Annotated in this window: 13 protein-coding genes and 1 tRNA gene; 10 read left to right on the forward strand and 4 right to left on the reverse strand. The window is 39.4% G+C overall.

Features of this window, described 5'->3' with window-relative positions:
• Window positions 1-41 precede the first annotated feature (41 nt).
• The 7 genes from accD (at window position 42) to G3I01_RS01135 (ending at window position 7649) form a co-directional block, all read left to right on the forward strand.
• Window positions 42-899, forward strand: coding sequence for an acetyl-CoA carboxylase, carboxyltransferase subunit beta (gene accD / locus G3I01_RS01105; RefSeq protein ID WP_219550356.1), 858 nt, complete (start codon window positions 42-44; stop codon window positions 897-899).
• A 111-nt stretch (window positions 900-1010) separates the two neighbouring features.
• Window positions 1011-1280, forward strand: coding sequence for a 30S ribosomal protein S15 (gene rpsO, locus G3I01_RS01110; protein WP_108170214.1), 270 nt, complete (start codon window positions 1011-1013; stop codon window positions 1278-1280).
• A gap of 211 nt (window positions 1281-1491) precedes the next feature.
• On the forward strand, window positions 1492-3735 hold the full coding sequence (locus G3I01_RS01115; RefSeq protein ID WP_219550358.1) for a polyribonucleotide nucleotidyltransferase: 2244 nt from the start codon (window positions 1492-1494) through the stop codon (window positions 3733-3735).
• A gap of 330 nt (window positions 3736-4065) precedes the next feature.
• Complete coding sequence (locus G3I01_RS01120) at window positions 4066-4929, forward strand: sigma-70 family RNA polymerase sigma factor (protein WP_072552879.1); 864 nt, start codon at window positions 4066-4068, stop codon at window positions 4927-4929.
• A 229-nt stretch (window positions 4930-5158) separates the two neighbouring features.
• The gene (gene rpe, locus G3I01_RS01125; RefSeq protein WP_219550359.1) at window positions 5159-5821 is read left to right on the forward strand and encodes a ribulose-phosphate 3-epimerase; all 663 of its coding nucleotides are present in this window, start codon (window positions 5159-5161) and stop codon (window positions 5819-5821) included.
• Window positions 5808-6794, forward strand: a complete 987-nt coding sequence (locus G3I01_RS01130) for a YpdA family putative bacillithiol disulfide reductase (protein ID WP_219550361.1) — start codon at window positions 5808-5810, stop codon at window positions 6792-6794. The genes rpe and G3I01_RS01130 overlap by 14 nt, the downstream gene beginning before the upstream one ends.
• Before the next feature lie 171 nt (window positions 6795-6965).
• Complete coding sequence (locus G3I01_RS01135; RefSeq protein ID WP_219550363.1) at window positions 6966-7649, forward strand: hypothetical protein; 684 nt, start codon at window positions 6966-6968, stop codon at window positions 7647-7649.
• Window positions 7650-7765: 116 nt separating this feature from the next.
• Here G3I01_RS01135 and G3I01_RS01140 read toward each other — a convergent pair whose 3' ends face one another.
• From G3I01_RS01140 to G3I01_RS01150, 3 genes are all read right to left on the reverse strand, one after another.
• Window positions 7766-8128, reverse strand: a complete 363-nt coding sequence (locus G3I01_RS01140; protein WP_219550365.1) for a hypothetical protein — start codon at window positions 8126-8128, stop codon at window positions 7766-7768.
• Window positions 8129-8976: 848 nt separating this feature from the next.
• A tRNA-Arg gene (locus G3I01_RS01145) sits at window positions 8977-9050 on the reverse strand.
• A 42-nt stretch (window positions 9051-9092) separates the two neighbouring features.
• Window positions 9093-9542, reverse strand: a complete 450-nt coding sequence (locus G3I01_RS01150) for a GatB/YqeY domain-containing protein (RefSeq protein WP_219550367.1) — start codon at window positions 9540-9542, stop codon at window positions 9093-9095.
• A 104-nt stretch (window positions 9543-9646) separates the two neighbouring features.
• Between G3I01_RS01150 and G3I01_RS01155 the strand changes: the two genes are divergently transcribed.
• From G3I01_RS01155 to G3I01_RS01165, 3 genes are read left to right on the forward strand one after another with little or no spacing between them, the layout of a single operon-like run.
• The gene (locus G3I01_RS01155; protein ID WP_219550369.1) at window positions 9647-10543 is read left to right on the forward strand and encodes an alpha/beta hydrolase; all 897 of its coding nucleotides are present in this window, start codon (window positions 9647-9649) and stop codon (window positions 10541-10543) included.
• On the forward strand, window positions 10540-11727 hold the full coding sequence (locus tag G3I01_RS01160) for a histidinol-phosphatase (RefSeq protein ID WP_219550371.1): 1188 nt from the start codon (window positions 10540-10542) through the stop codon (window positions 11725-11727). Before G3I01_RS01155 ends, G3I01_RS01160 begins: the two co-directional genes overlap by 4 nt.
• Before the next feature lie 9 nt (window positions 11728-11736).
• A complete protein-coding gene (locus G3I01_RS01165) occupies window positions 11737-14304 on the forward strand; it encodes a glycoside hydrolase family 2 TIM barrel-domain containing protein (protein WP_219550373.1) in 2568 nt (855 codons plus the stop codon).
• Between the two features lie 57 nt (window positions 14305-14361).
• Here G3I01_RS01165 and bglX read toward each other — a convergent pair whose 3' ends face one another.
• Window positions 14362-16635: a beta-glucosidase BglX gene (gene bglX, locus G3I01_RS01170; protein WP_219550375.1), complete on the reverse strand. Its 2274-nt coding sequence runs from the start codon at window positions 16633-16635 to the stop codon at window positions 14362-14364.
• Window positions 16636-16649: the final 14 nt, after the last annotated feature.

A 16649-nucleotide genomic window follows, 5' to 3' on the forward strand; every position in this document is an offset into this window, starting at 1 on the left:
TGCCATAAGGTTGATCATCGAAAGATAAAAATTGGAAGTAAATGGCTTGGTTTAAAAGAACACAAAAAGGAATACAGACACCTACAGAGGAAAAGAAAGATGTCCCAAAAGGACTATGGTATAAATCCCCTACAGGCAAAATTGTTGATGCCGAACAACTGGAAAGCAATTTCTATGTAAGTCCGGAAGATGGCTACCATGTTAGAATAGGTAGTAATGAATATTTCAAGATCCTTTTTGATGATAATAAGTTCAAAGAACTTGATAAGGGAATGACCTCAAAGGACCCATTAAACTTTGAGGATACAAAAAAATACACCGATAGATTAAAAGCCGCTGAAGATAAAACCGGTTTAAAAGATGCGGTTCGATGTGCTGTTGGAAAATCTAAAGGTAAGGAACTGGTAATAGCATGTATGGATTTTAAATTCATTGGTGGAAGTATGGGATCTGTGGTTGGCGAAAAAATCGCCCGTGCCGCAGATTATGCACTAAAGAATAGAATACCATTCATGATCATTTCTAAATCTGGGGGAGCCAGAATGCAGGAAGCGGCATTATCTTTAATGCAACTTGCAAAAACTTCGGTTAAACTGGCCCAGCTTGCAGATGCAAAAATACCATACATTTCTCTAGCAACAGACCCTACAACCGGTGGTACTACTGCTTCTTTCGCAATGTTAGGTGATATCAATATCTCTGAACCTGGAGCTTTGATAGGTTTTGCAGGTCCTCGTGTGGTAAAAGATACAACAGGAAAAGATCTTCCAAAAGACTTTCAAACATCAGAATTTCTAAAAGAAAAAGGCTTTCTAGATTTTATTACCAAAAGATCTGAATTGAAGGATAAAGTAAACCTTTATCTGGATCTTATTCAGAATCAACCAGTAAGAGCATAAAACCCATTTAATAAAAAATGCGGTTTAGGTAGGTATTTTTCAAATTAGTAGTATCTTTGCCGCCTGACAGAAAAACTGTCAATACATAAAAATCATTTAAATAATATTGGAATGTATTTAGCAAAAGAGAAAAAAGAAGAGATCTTCGAAAAGCACGGTAAAGGAAAGAATGATACCGGTTCAGCTGAAGGACAGATCGCATTGTTCACTTACAGAATTGCTCACCTTTCTGAGCACCTGAAGAAAAACCGTAAGGATTTTAACTCAGAGCGCTCGCTGGTAAGACTGGTTGGTAAAAGAAGAAGTCTTCTAGACTACTTGATGAAGAAGGATATCATGAGGTATCGTGCCATCGTTAAGGAACTAGGATTAAGAAAATAATTTTCAGGGGGCTTTCTGCCCCCTTTTTTTATATATTAGATTGTCCTGGAATTAATGCCAGGTTTTCAAAAATTGTCGCCCAGAGGGGTAGTTTTTCATTGGTCAGCTTACAACTACACACAACACACAACCCGGCCGTCCGGATGGCGGAGACCTTTGTTTAACTAAATGATCTGGTTGAAGTTATTCAGATCAAGAATTCGAAATTATTATGATTCCAAAAACATTTAAGGAGGTTATCGACCTAGGAGATGGCAGGACCATTTCTCTCGAAACCGGAAAATTGGCAAAGCAGGCTCACGGGTCGGTTGTTGTTCAAATGGGTAATGCCATGTTACTTTGTACGGTAGTGTCATCTTACACTCCAACTACAATGGATTTCTTTCCATTAACATTGGATTATCGCGAAAAATTTGCTGCGGCAGGTCTATTCCCTGGAGGTTACTTTAAAAGAGAAGCAAGACCAAGCAGCGAAGAAATTTTAGTAATGCGTTTAGTAGACCGTGTATTGCGTCCACTATTCCCTAAAGATTACAAATTCGAAACTCAGGTAATGATCCAGTTAATGTCTCATGACGATGAAGTTATGCCAGACGCATTAGCAGGATTAGCAGCATCTGCAGCTATTCAATTATCTGATATTCCTTTTGAAACTCCTATTTCTGAAGCTCGTGTAGCCAGAGTTAATGGAGAGTTCGTGCTAAACCCAAGCAGAGAAAAACTTGCTGAAGCAGACATGGATATCATGGTTGGTGCATCTGCAGATTCTGTGATGATGGTTGAAGGACAATTTGACGAATGTTCTGAAGAAGAAATGGCTGAGGCTATTAAATTCGCTCATGAAGCTATCAAAGTTCAGTGTGAGGCACAGGTAAGACTTGCTGAAGCATTCGGAAAAAAAGAACCTCGTGAGTATGAAGTAGCCGCTACAGATGAAGAGATCGAAAAGAAGATCCTTGACGCTACTTACCAGAAAGCATATGATATCGCTAAAAGTGGTACAAGTAAAAAAGAGAGAAGCGAAGCTTTTTCTGAATTAAAAGAAGAAGTAAAAGCTATGTTCTCTGAGGAGGAACTTGAAGAAAAAGGGAAAATGATCTCTGGATACTTCAACGATGCTCAGAAAAAAGCCGTTCGTGACCTTACCCTGAAAGAAGGAATAAGACTTGACGGAAGAAAGACTGACGAAATTCGTCCAATATGGTGTGAAGTAGATTATCTTCCATCAACGCATGGTTCAGCGATCTTTACTCGTGGGGAAACTCAGGCATTAGCTACGGTAACCCTTGGAACGTCTAGAGAAGCGAATCAGGTAGACCTTCCAACACAACAAGGAGAAGAAACATTTTACTTACATTATAACTTCCCTCCTTTCTCAACCGGAGAAGCTTACCCAATTAGAGGTACTTCAAGAAGAGAGATAGGACACGGAAACCTGGCACAACGAGCATTAAAAGGAATGATCCCAGCTGATTGTCCTTACACTGTTCGTGTAGTATCTGAAGTATTGGAATCTAACGGTTCTTCTTCTATGGCTACCGTTTGTGCAGGAACAATGGCATTAATGGATTCTGGTGTTCAATTGAAAAAACCAGTTTCAGGTATCGCTATGGGATTAATTTCTGATGGTGAAAACTACGCTGTACTATCTGACATCCTTGGGGACGAAGATCATCTAGGTGATATGGACTTTAAAGTTACAGGAACTGAAGACGGAATTACTGCTTGCCAGATGGACATCAAGATCAAAGGTCTTTCTTATGAGATCCTTGTGAATGCATTAAAACAAGCAAGAGCCGGAAGACTTCACATTCTTGAAAAATTAACTGAAACTATTCCATCTCCAAACCAGAATGTAAAAGCTCATTCTCCTAAGATCATTACCAGAAGAATTCCAAATGAATTCATTGGTGCATTGATCGGACCTGGAGGTAAAGTTATTCAGGAACTTCAGAAAGAAACCAAAACAGAGATCGTGATCAATGAAGATCCGGTAACTGAAGAAGGTATCGTTGAAATTCTTGGAACTCAGCAGGAAGGAATTGATAAGGTATTGGCTAAGATAGATTCTATCACGTTCAAACCAGAAAAAGGTAGCGTATATGAAGTTAAGGTGGTTAAGATCCTTGATTTTGGTGCAGTTGTAGAATATGTTGATGCTCCGGGTAACGAAGTACTTCTTCATATTTCAGAACTTGCCTGGGAACGTACCAATGATGTAAATGATGTTCTGAAATTAGGTGATGTGATCGATGTTAAATACTTCGGCCTAGATCCTAAAACCAGAAAAGATAAAGTTTCCAGAAAGGCTTTACTTGAAAAACCTGAAGGTTATAAAGAAAGAGCGCCTAGAGACAGAGACGACAAAAGAGACAACAGAGGCTCTAGAGATAATCGCGGTTCTCGTGACAACCGAGGTCGTGATGATAGGAAACCAAGAGAAAAAAGAGATTAATTTTTTTCTGATATTATTAAAAAGCCCGGGCCGCAGCCCGGGCTTTTTTTATTTTATATTTTTTTTGAAATCCGCTGAAATTTTCGCTAATCACTTCCGACTACTTGCCTGCTAATAAAAAAATTGAATTATTTCACGGTATTAATTTTGCGTTAGGGATTGTAGCTAAAAGCCCACAGCGAATGGAAAGAGCGAGGACTTAAAGCAAAAAGCCCGGCACGAAGTGCAAGGCCTGGAAAAATAAAATTTAAATTTTGTAACATAAAGAGTACTTCTTACGTATAACTATGTACAAGAGCTATGCACAATTAAAATCCAAGTAGAAGATAGATGAGACAACTTAAAATTACGAAGCAGGTAACCAATCGTGAAACCGCTTCGTTAGACAAGTATTTGCAAGAAATTGGAAAAGTAGACCTAATCACTGCTGATGAAGAGGTAGAACTGGCACAAAGAATTAAAGCAGGTGATAACCGTGCCTTAGAGAAACTTACAAAAGCGAACCTTCGTTTTGTGGTTTCTGTAGCAAAACAATATCAAAACCAGGGATTAACCCTTCCCGACCTTATTAACGAGGGAAACTTAGGGCTTATTAAGGCTGCAAAACGTTTCGATGAAACTCGTGGTTTTAAATTTATATCTTACGCTGTATGGTGGATTAGACAATCTATCCTCCAAGCGTTAGCTGAACAATCTAGAATTGTTCGTTTACCATTGAACAAAATTGGTTCAATAAACAAAATAAACAAGACTTTTGCTTTCTTAGAGCAGTCACATGAGCGTCCGCCAAGTGCTGAAGAGATTGCGAAAGAGCTTGATATGACCATTAATGACGTTAAAGAATCTATGAAGAATTCTGGACGTCACGTATCTATGGATGCTCCATTAGTTGAAGGAGAAGATTCTAACCTTTACGATGTATTGCGTTCTGGTGAGTCTCCAAATCCAGACAAGGAGCTTTTGCATGAATCTCTTAGAACAGAGATAGAGCGTGCATTAGAGACTCTTACGCCGCGTGAAGCTGATGTTATCAGACTTTATTTTGGCCTGGGAGACCAACATCCTATGACATTAGAAGAAATTGGCGAGACTTTTGATCTAACCAGAGAAAGAGTACGTCAAATTAAAGAAAAAGCTATTAGAAGACTTAAGCATACGTCTAGAAGTAAAATTTTAAAAACGTATCTTGGTTAAGATATTTAAAGTAACAACAGTTTAGTGACGGGAGTGATGACCCGTTATGAAAATAACTGTTCGTTTTTTGATTGATGAATGACCCCGGAGTGATGACCGGGGTTTTTTCTTGCCTTAATTCTAGCATCTCTATCAATACTAATAATAAAGTCATACTCCCCATTTATAGAGAAAGAAACAGGTAAACCTTTTTTTCTTCATATTTTTGCGATATAACAACAATACAACAATGAACAAAACACTTATTGCCCCTTCTGTACTGGCTGCCGATTTTGGCAATCTCCAACGTGATATCGAAATGGTTAACAATAGCGAGGCAGACTGGTTTCATATAGATATTATGGACGGCATCTTTGTTCCGAATATTTCTTACGGAATGCCGGTACTTAAAGCTATTACAAAACATGCTGAAAAAACGATCGATGTACATTTGATGATCGTAGATCCAGACAGGTATATAAAAGAATTTGCAAAATTAGGTGCAGATATCCTAACCGTACATTATGAAGCCTGTACCCATTTACATAGAACAATTCAGGCAATACAGGCAGAAGGTATGAAAGCTGGTGTAGCTATCAACCCTCATACAAGTGTCGATCTCTTAAAAGACATTATAAACGATATTGACCTGGTACTTATAATGAGTGTAAATCCTGGGTTTGGCGGCCAGAGTTTTATTGATAATACCTACCATAAGATTCAAAGACTAACGGAAATCATTTCTATGCATAATGCTGATACCCTTATCGAAATCGATGGTGGAGTTACAGATGAAAATGCAGCTGAACTTTCTCGTGCCGGAGCCAATGTTCTTGTTGCCGGCAGTTTTGTTTTCAAATCTGAAAACCAGCCAGAAACCATAAAAAACTTAAAAAAAATTGCAAACTCCTAATAATAAATACGAAGTAGTCATTATTGGAGGCGGACCTATTGGTATTGCCTGCGCCCTGGAAGCAGAAAAAAAAGGTATTTCTTATGTCATTTTGGAAAAAGGCTGCCTGGTAAATTCTCTTTACCACTACCCTACTAATATGACATTCTTTTCGACTTCAGAGAAGCTGGAACTTGACAATATTCCTTTTATCAGCAATAATCCTAAGCCCAGGAAAAGGGAAGCGCTGGAATATTACCGCAGGATAGCGACAAATCAAAATGTCAATATTCATTTATTTGAAAAAGTAAACTCGGTTGAAACCAAGCCAGATCAAACCCATAGTGTTAAAACTACTTCTGGAGAATATCTTACAGAAAATGTGATAGTTGCTACCGGTTTCTATGATATCCCAAATTACCTGGGAATTCCTGGTGAAGACCTGCCTAAAGTATCTCACTATTATAACGATCCACATTATTATGCCACACAGAAAACTGTTGTTGTAGGTGCAAGTAACTCAGCAGTAGATGCCGCTCTGGAAATATACCGGAAGGGTGGTGAAGTTACAATGGTGGTTAGAAAACCTGAGATTGGAGAACGAGTGAAATACTGGGTTAGACCAGATATTATTAATAGAATTGAAGAAGGAAGTATAAAGGTATATTTTGAATCTTCACTGAAAGAGATAAAAAATAAAGAAGTAATTATTGCAACTCCGGAAGGAGAAGTTACTCTTGAGAACGATTTCGCGCTCTTATTAACAGGATATAGACCTAATTTTGGGTTTCTGCAGAATTTGGGAATAAAACTGTCTGACGACGGCAAAAAAATCCCTCAATATAATGAAGAGACTATGGAGACTAATATCCCCGGAATTTTTCTGGCAGGGGTTATTTGCGGAGGAGTGGAAACCCACAAATGGTTTATTGAAAACTCACGCGTACACGCAAAAATGATCATGGAACATCTTAGCAGTAAAACCAGGGTTTAATATATTTTGAACTAAATAAAAAAGCAGCTTCCCATCTTCCGAAGCTGCTTTTTTGTTTATAAGTCTTTCTGAAAATACTAAATTAAATTTCGATTGAACTTCTATATTTAGATTTGTAGTATATTGATAATTATTTAATCGTCAGCACACTACCCTTTAAAACACCTAGATATGAAGAATATTTCCAGACATTTTTTATTAGTCCTTTTTTCAGTAAGTATTCAAAATTGTTCCAGTGTAAAAGTTCTGAACTCATGGAAAGCAGATCAGGAAGCTTTAGATGAATTTAAAGACAACAAGATCCTAGTAATTTCCAGAACAGCTGATAAATCGTCGAGAATTGCATTCGAGCAGGCCATTGCAGATAAATTGCGAGAAAAAGGACTAGATGCAACTGAGAGTTTCTCAAGAGTACCGGTAATGCATATGGAAAAGGAAATGACAGAAGAAAGATTAAATATGATTCGCAATCTAATGAAGAGCGAAGGGTATAATGGAGTGGTTATTACGGCTATAAAACAAAATGAAAAACATACACAAACGACTCATAGTGGAGTTTACGCATCGGGAGGATATTCAAATTATTACCCAGGATATTATGGGAATTTCTTTGATTATTACAACTACCCATATGCTGTAGGCCCATATTATTCAGCTTTTGGTGGATATATCCCGATGTCTACTTCTACAAGAAGCTATTCAAACTACATTTTGGAGACTGTGGCTTTCGATTTGGATTCTGAAGATGAAGACCAACTAATTTCGGTTGTTAAGACCAAAATTAATGATCCAAAAGATGCTTATAAAACTGCTGAAAAATTCATGGATGCCATTTCCAAAAGTCTGGACCTTTAATATTTTGTTGAATCCTTCCAATATTTCAGCTTAAATAAACATGATTTACTGAAATTAGGGAGATAAATTTTAATTGAAACAAAAAATATTATGTGTCCTCCGATTAGAGGAATTCACTAATCCATTAAAATAACAGAGTTAGATCCTATTCCTTTCCTTCTTCCTACAAGTTTCCCATAAAATTCAAGATCCTCATGATTGTTCTTGAAAGAGTGGTCCACCTTCTTCCCTATGTCTTCCAAAGGAAATTTATAAACCTCAATTTCAGGATAACCTTCAAATTTATCTGAATTGCTAACTCCTAATTCTATGCAGTCTTCAGCCTTATTATAGACTACAAAATCTGCAAGAAAATTATGCTTTAAAAGATCCATACAATCCTGAGATAATACTTCACATTCCTTACATTCAGATATATAAACTTTTACTAGGTCCTGCAAGGAAGATCTTAACTGGTTAGAGTTGAAATAAGCTGCCATAGGTGTTTTATTTATTTTTTAAAAAAACTAATTTACCCGATACCCATGCTATACAAAACTATTTATACAACATTTAACGCTGAGGCTTAAAAAAATCAAAATACTATTGCTAATCTCCAGTGATAGAAACCTGCTACTAAAAATAAAAATCCGCTATCTGTAGGGGTAATAGCTTAGGTAAGATATTTAAAAACTATATAAACTGCTAGGACAACACTGAGTGCTAAAATAACATTTCGATAAATATTATTATGATCCTGAATCATTATAATGGATTGGTTAATGAGGTTAAATTAGAGAGCTTAACAGCATTTAGATATAAGGGATTTCCCTTAATCTCTCCATTTTTCTTTTGCGGCAAAACTAAGATAATTTCAATGGAAGCCTTGCAAATACTGAAGAATTTAAATTTTTAATTCGAGGATAAAATTTTATGAAAAACATAGAGTATTCTAGTTTCAAGAAATTTTATAAATATTTATTTAGAGATATCTCTTTGGTTTACGGTATTCCGTAATTTCATTCGAACAGGATGACTAATTTTGACAAAAGATTAGGCAAAAGAAATTATTATTATCAATAATAAATGTCAGGCCAATGAGGGAAAGTAAATTGAGTAGGGTCGGTTTACTTTAACTGGTCTGGCATTTTTTTATTAGCCATTTTGCATCCCGTAAACCTCCACTTTGAATATAGTTCCAACAAAAAAACGCTCAAGCGAGCTTGGCGTTTTCGTTTTTTGTTTAGGATTTGCGATGCGCATCCTGAAAAGCTCCGCTTTGAAAATCAAACAGTCACAAAATCAAAAAAGCAAGCTTTTTTATTTCGCTTGCCTTTTGATTTATTCGTGACCCCGGCAGGATTCAAACCTGCAACCCTCAGAGCCGAAATCTGATGCGCTATTCAGTTGCGCCACGGGGCCTTAATTCACACTTTGCCTTGGCATCATGTGATAATGGCTATTTTAAGCCAATTTCTTTCTTACGATCATAGAAATAGTCTTTCCGTCTGCCTTTCCAGCCAGTTCTCCGGTGGCCATTCCCATTACTTTTCCCATATCCTGCATTCCGGAAGCTCCGGTTTTAGCAATGATCTCCTCAACCTTTGCTTCGATCTCTGCTTCGCCCATTTGCTCCGGAAGGAATTGCTCAATAACTTCAGCCTGCGCCAATTCCGGTTCAGCAAGATCTTCTCTCCCCTGCTCCTTATAGATCTGGGCACTATCCTTACGCTGTTTTACAAGTTTTTGCAAAAGCTTCATCTCTTCCTCTTCGGTTAGTCCGTCCTTTGAAGAAGATTCAGTGTTCGCCAGTAAAATAGCTCCTTTTACAGCCCTCAAAGCCTCAAGCTTTACACTGTCTTTAGCTCTCATTGCAGCCTTCATTTCGGCCATTACCTTTTCCTGTAAACTCATAATGCAAAATTATTGGTGCGAAGATAAAATTTTCTACCTGAAATTACCACTTATTTATCCCTTCAAAATTAAGTATATTCAAAGTTCTAAATTTTATTGAATTCATGAAACACCTCATCTATTTCCTACTCATATTTTTTTCGGCACAAGCTATTGAAGCTCAAGAAATTTACCTAGACAGTCTTTATAAGGTCGACGCGGTAAAGACTGAAGTCTATGCCGAAAAAGATGGCGAAAATCTGATCATTGATCTCTACAGACCTGCAGGAGTTGATGAAAAAACTCCTCTCATTGTATTTATGCACGGCGGCGGATTCTCCGGGGGAAGTCCTAAAAATCCTCATGAAGTTAAATTTGCCAGGATTGCTGCTTCCCAGGGCTATACTGTTGGCCTTATCTCTTATCGTTTAAAAAGAAAAGAAACCGGTTTTGGTTGCGATTTTGAAGCTTCGGGGAAGATCGAAACTTTCCAGATGGCCGCTGAAGATTTTATGGATGCCGTAACTTATATGCACAATAATGCTGAAAAATTCCAGATCGATAAAGACAAGATCATTGTGGGTGGAAGCAGTGCGGGAGCAGAAGCTGTCCTAAACGCAGTATATAATCCAGATCTTATGTTCGATAATTCTGAATATTCGGATATCAAATTTTCGGCGTTATTCTCCCTTGCCGGGGCTATCGTGGATGCCAGGTATCTTGGAGAGGAACAGGCAGTTCCCGGGATTTTCTTTCATGGAACAGACGACAACCTGGTGCCCTATGCCACTGCAGCTCATCATTATTGTGAAAATTCAAAACCTGGTTACCTGATCCTTGACGGATCGAAAAGCATAGTTGAAAAGCTTAAACAACTTGATACTTCCTTTCTATTTTACAGTTTCAAAGATGCCAGGCACGAGATCTCGGGTATGCCTTTTGAATATTTGCCTGAAGTTTTCAGTTTTCTGAAATCGATAATTTTTAAAGACGATAAAATCCAGTCAGTTATATACAAATGAGAAATACAATAGTCTTTTCAATATTAATGATTTCCCTTTTCTACGGAAGTGTACTGAAGGCTCAGGAAAACAAATGGTATAAAGGAAACCTGCATACACATTCCTACTGGAGCGATGGGGACGAGTTTCCAGAAATGATTATGCAGTGGTACAAGGACCGTGACTACCAGTTCGTGGCCCTTTCAGACCATAACATTATTGCTGAAGGTGTAAAAGCGATCACAATCCGCAACGAAAGGTTGTATCTAAAAGCCTTTGAAGAATACCTTGATGAATATGGGGAAGACTGGATGAATTACCGCAGGCTGGAAGATGGTGTGCAAGTCCAGCTAAAAACGCTGGAAGAATTCCGTCCGCTTTTTGAGGAGCCGGAAAAGTTCATGATCTTCAAGGCTGAAGAAGTGACTTCTTATTTAGATGACAAGGCTGTACATATGGGGGCGATAAACATCGATACGGTGATCCAACCCAGGAAGGGAAATACTATTGTAGAACTGATCCAGAATAACCTGGATGCCATTATGGAACAGGGAGAGCAGATTGGGAAGACCGTGCTGCAGCATTTGAATCATCCAAATTTCACCTATGCCGTCACGGCCAATGATATAAAACAAATAGATGGTGAAAGGTTTTTTGAAGTTTTTAATGGTCACCCTTATGTAAACAATTATGGCGATAGTATCCACGACAGCACCGAGCAGATGTGGGACCAGGTAAACATCGCCTATCTCGCCATGGACAAACCACTGCTTTTTGGAATTGCTACCGACGACAGTCACCATTATCATAAATTTGGTTCTAAATGGAGCAATGCCGGCCGCGGCTGGGTGGAAGTAAGAGCAGAAAGTCTATCTCCCGAAAGCATCCTTAAAGCAATGTACGCTGGAGATTTCTATGCAAGTACCGGGGTGGAACTCTCCAAAATGAATTTCGACGGAACCAAACTTAGCATCGCCGTAAAAGAAGCAAAAAATGTGAATTATGAGATACAATTCATCGGGGTGCAAGAAGGTTCAATTGAAAGTGAGATCCTAAAGACTGTAAAAGAACCCCAGGCCACCTTCGAAATCCCGGCGGATGTCCTGTTCGTAAGGGCCAAGATCATTTCAGATAAATTAAAGAAAAATCCATACCAGGAAGGTGATGTTGAAGTCGCCTGGACGCAACCTGTTTCCAGAAAATAACAAATCAAGATGAGATCTATTCCCTATTTCCTGATCCTGTTTATGGCGATCGGTCCTTTTATTCATGCCCAAAGGCTGGTAAAAACCGTCAATTCTGCCTGGGAATTTGAACTGGAAAATTCTAAATCAAAGGAAACTGTAAATATCCCGCATACCTGGAATGCTGAGGATCCTTTTACTGATGGCCTTTATTTCAGAGGTAAGGGAATCTATCAAAAGGATATTTTCATTCCTAAAGACTGGAGCGATCGGGCGGTATTTCTGAAATTTGAAGCAGCCAATCAGGTCACGCAGCTATTTGTGAACGATCAACTGGTTGGTGAACATATTGGAGGGTATACCGCTTTCGTTTTTGACCTGACCGAGGCTCTGAACTTCGGAACGGAAAATAATATCAGGGTCGAAGTTGACAATTCCCATAATACAGATATCCCTCCACTTGAAGCCGATTTCAACTTTTACGGCGGGATATATCGCGATATCGAAATGATCGTCACCGCGAAAAGTCATTTTCGACTGGAAGGTGAAGCCGGGGGAAACATTCTTATCAAAACTCCGGAAGTAAGTGAAAAAAATGCGAGGGTCACTTTTGATGGAAATATTGTAAATCCTGGTAAAGACCTAGACCTACAAATAAAGATCAGCGATCCTTCAGGAAATATAGTTTCTGAAAAAAGTCTCGCGGCGAATACCGGAAATTTCTCTGCAGATTTTTCTATCGATAATCCAAAAATATGGTCCCCGGAGAATCCTCAACTGTATTCATTGCAAGCTTACCTCATTGAACAAAATACTGGGGAAATTAAAGATTCATTCTTCTCGAAATTTGGCTGTCGCTGGTTCACCGCAGATCCTGAAAAAGGATTTATTCTCAACGGAAAACCTATCAAACTTATAGGTGCAAACCGCCACCAGGATTTCGAAAATATGGGTAACGCAGTGCCCAATTCCATTCACCGTAAAGATTATCAGATGATCAAGGATATGGGCGCTAATTTTATAAGAACCGCACATTATCCACAGGATCCAGAGGTTTATAGAATTTGTGATGAACTGGGCTTACTGGTCTGGACCGAAGTCCCAGTGATAAACGATGTGACCGATACTGAAGCTTATCACCAGAACGCCATAAATATGCAGCGGGAACAGGTTCTTCAACTTTATAATCATCCTTCTATAGTTTTCTGGGGGTACATGAACGAGATATTCATCAGGCTTGTCTTCACGGGTGACATGAGTGAAGAAGCGAAAAATGCCAAGATCGCTACCAGTGTGAAACTCGCTAAAAAGCTGGAAGCTGAAACAAAAAAACTGGACACCAGTAGGCTGAGTGTGATGGCACTACATGAAAATGAATTATATAACACTTCGGGTATCGCAGACATACCAGATGTGATCGGCTGGAACCTTTATTTTGGTTGGTACACTCCCGGTCTTGAAAACCTTGGGAGATTCCTGGATGAGCAGCATAAGAGATATCCAAATCGTCCCCTTCTAATTTCAGAATATGGTCCTGGTAGTGATTCCAGGATCCAGACCAACGATCCGAAACCATGGGATTACAGCGAAGCTTACCAGCTAAAAAGCCATGTCAGTTATCTAAACCAGGTGATCGAAAGAGATTATATGCTGGGAATGGCCGCCTGGAATTTTGTCGATTTTGGTTCTTCGGGCCGGCAGGACAGCAGGCCGTTCATCAATCAAAAAGGGCTGGTGAATTTTGACCGGGAGCCCAAGGACATCTATTATTATTACAAAGCAAGATTGACCAAAGAGCCTTTTGTGTATATCGCCGGGAAAAATCATGAAACCAGGTATATCGCTAAAGACAGCCTGGTAAATGTGAAAGTATTTTCAAATTCAGAGCTCGTTCACCTAGAGATAGATGATACTGAAAAATTCGAGGCTACTGTAAAAGACAATATTGCAGAATTCAGTTTAAAACTTTCAGAAGGAAAACATAGGCTTACCGCCATATCAGGAAAGGCTAAAGACCAAAGAAGCATAAAAGTGCATTTTAGAGATGATCTCATCAAAAATCTGGATAACAATTCTCTGCTTGTTAATGTGGGAAGCCATAGCGATTTTATTGACGAAGAATCAGGTGAGATCTGGATAAGCGACCAGGAGTTTTCGGGTGATTTTGGATATGTAGGTGGCGAAAGCTTTCAACAGTCTAAAAACAAATTCCAGGGCACCGCCGCAAATATTAAAGGAACAGACAAAGAGCCGCTTTTTCAAACCATGAGAGAAGGAATCGATTCTTATAAATTCGAAGTTCCGAAAGGGAAATATCGTGTTTCATTATTATTCACAGAACCCAATCGCGGAGCTTCAACCCAAAACATCTATAACCTGACTTCGGAAGAGATAGATACTGAAAAAGGAGTGAGAGAATTTGATATTTTCCTAAACGGTAGAAAGGTTGAGGGAAATTTGAATCTCGCCAGGGAATACGGAATTCTCCAGGCGGTGGAGATCAGTTATGAGATCATGAGTGAAGGTGAATTGAATATAGAATTCAAACCGAATAAAGGAAAGACCATTATTTCAGGGATCAGGTTGGAAAAACTATAAAAAATAACCCCGATGAAAATATCTCACCGGGGCTACACCAACTAAAACAAAAGGGGTTTACTTCTTCAAGGTGAACGAACCTTTAAATTCAACTGCTGAAGATCCTCCAATAGCAAAATCAAATTCTCCCGGCTCGGCTACATATTCTATAGCTGAGTTGTAGAATTTAAGATCTTCTTCGCTCACGGTAAAGGTCACCGTTTTAGATTCACCTTTTTTAAGCATGATCTTTTTAAATCCTTTAAGTTCACGTCCCGGTGGCGTTACGCTTCTCACTTTATCGTGCAGATAAAGCTGCACGATCTCTTCTCCATCAAAATCACCTGTATTGGTGACTGTCGCGCTCAGTTCAATGGAACCATCGGCATTCAGGCTCTCAGAACTTGCTTTTACGTCGCTATATTCAAAAGTGGTATAACTTAGTCCGAAACCAAATGGCAATAATGGCGAATTTGGAGAATCCAGGTAATTAGTTTTGAATTTCTGAAAATCACCATTTTCAGGTCCAGGTCTACCGGTTGTCTTCATACGGTAATGAATCGGTATCTGGCCTACGCTTCTCGGCCAACTATTGGTAAGTTTTCCGGAAGGGTTATAGTCTCCAAAAAGCACATCACCCACGGCATTACCCGCCTCAACGCCCGGATGCCAGATCTGAAGTATACTTACCGGCAAAGACATTTCTTCGGAAATATCAAGAGGACGCCCACTCATAAGAACCAGTACCACTGGCTTCCCGGTTTTCACAAGTTCTCTGATCAGTTTTTTCTGAGCATCAGGGATGGTAATATCAGTACGGCTGGCTGCTTCACCGCTCATCTCGGTAGCCTCACCAACAACGGCCACAATAACATCTGAAGAATTCGCCAAATCCAGAGCCTCCCTCAGTAGGGTTTCAGGAGACTCATCAGAGATTTGGATACGTTCACCAAATACGTTCACTTTTTTAGCAAAACTGCTGTCATTAGAAATATTCGAACCTTTGGCATATTCGATCTTTGCTTCAGGAGCTACATTCTTCAATCCTTCAAGAATAGGCACAGAAAGCTGAGGATTCCCGGTTGGAGCCCAGGTTCCCAGCATATTGTTCTTATTATTCGCCAACGGACCTATAAGCGCAATATTGGCGTTCTTAGCCAACGGAAGGGTGTTGTTATGCTTTTTAAGAAGCACAAAAGACCTGGTGGCTGCTTTCCTAGCCAGACTTCTATTCTCTTCAGTCAAAATATCCTTTTCCGGACGACTTTCATCTGAATATAAATAAGGATCCTGCAGTAAGCCCAATTTATGCTTAGCCTCAAGTATCCTTCTTGCCGCTTTGGTGATCTGTTCTTCGGAAACTTTTCCTTCATCCACAGATTTCTTCAGAGTAGTAAGGAAGCCTTCCCCAACCATATCCATATCTAATCCGGCATTGATCGCCATTGCAGAAACAGCCTGAAGATCACCCATCCCGTGAGCGATCATTTCATTCACAGAAGTATAATCTGAAACCACGAAACCATCAAATCCCCATCGCTCTCTTAGAAGATCGGTAAGCAACCATTTATTTCCCGAAGCAGGAATTCCGTCTATATCATTAAAAGAGGTCATCACACTTCCTACTCCAGCGTCCACTGCCGCCTGATAAGGAGGAAGGTATTCGTTGAACATTTTAAGACGGCTCATGTCTACACTATTGTAATCTCTACCGGCTTCCGGCGCACCGTATAAGGCCATATGTTTTACGGTTGCCATCATGGTATTAGGCTGGGTAAGATCTTCACCCTGGTAGCCTTCCACCATAGCTTTGGCGATCTGAGATCCTAAATAAGGGTCTTCCCCGGCACCTTCAGCAATACGACCCCATCTTGGATCACGGGCAATATCTACCATAGGAGAAAAATTCCAGTTGATCCCATCTGCCGTTGCTTCCTTTGCAGCTAACTGGGCTCCTTGTTTCATAAGTTCCATATCCCAGCTGGAAGATAGCCCCAGCGGAATTGGATAGGTGGTTTTATAACCATGAATAATATCAGATCCTATTAAAAGTGGAATTCCAAGCCTGGAATTCTTTACCGCGATCTCCTGTGCCTGTCTTACCTTTTCAGGACTGGAAACACCAAATACACCACCAACATTCCCTGCCTTGATCTTTGCTTCCACATCTTCGCTCACTACAGAACCTGTAGCCACTCCTCCACCTGGAGTTAGAAGGTTTAACTGCCCTATCTTTTCTTCCAGGGTCATTTTAGATAATAACTCTTCCACCTCAGGTATTTTCTCCTGGGCCGACAGGAATGAGATTCCCATCAGGGCCATACAAAATATCGATAAATAAGTTTTCTTCATTTTCTTCGCTTTTT

The sequence above is a fragment of the Gramella sp. MT6 genome, assembly GCF_019357415.1.
Classification (GTDB): domain Bacteria; phylum Bacteroidota; class Bacteroidia; order Flavobacteriales; family Flavobacteriaceae; genus Christiangramia.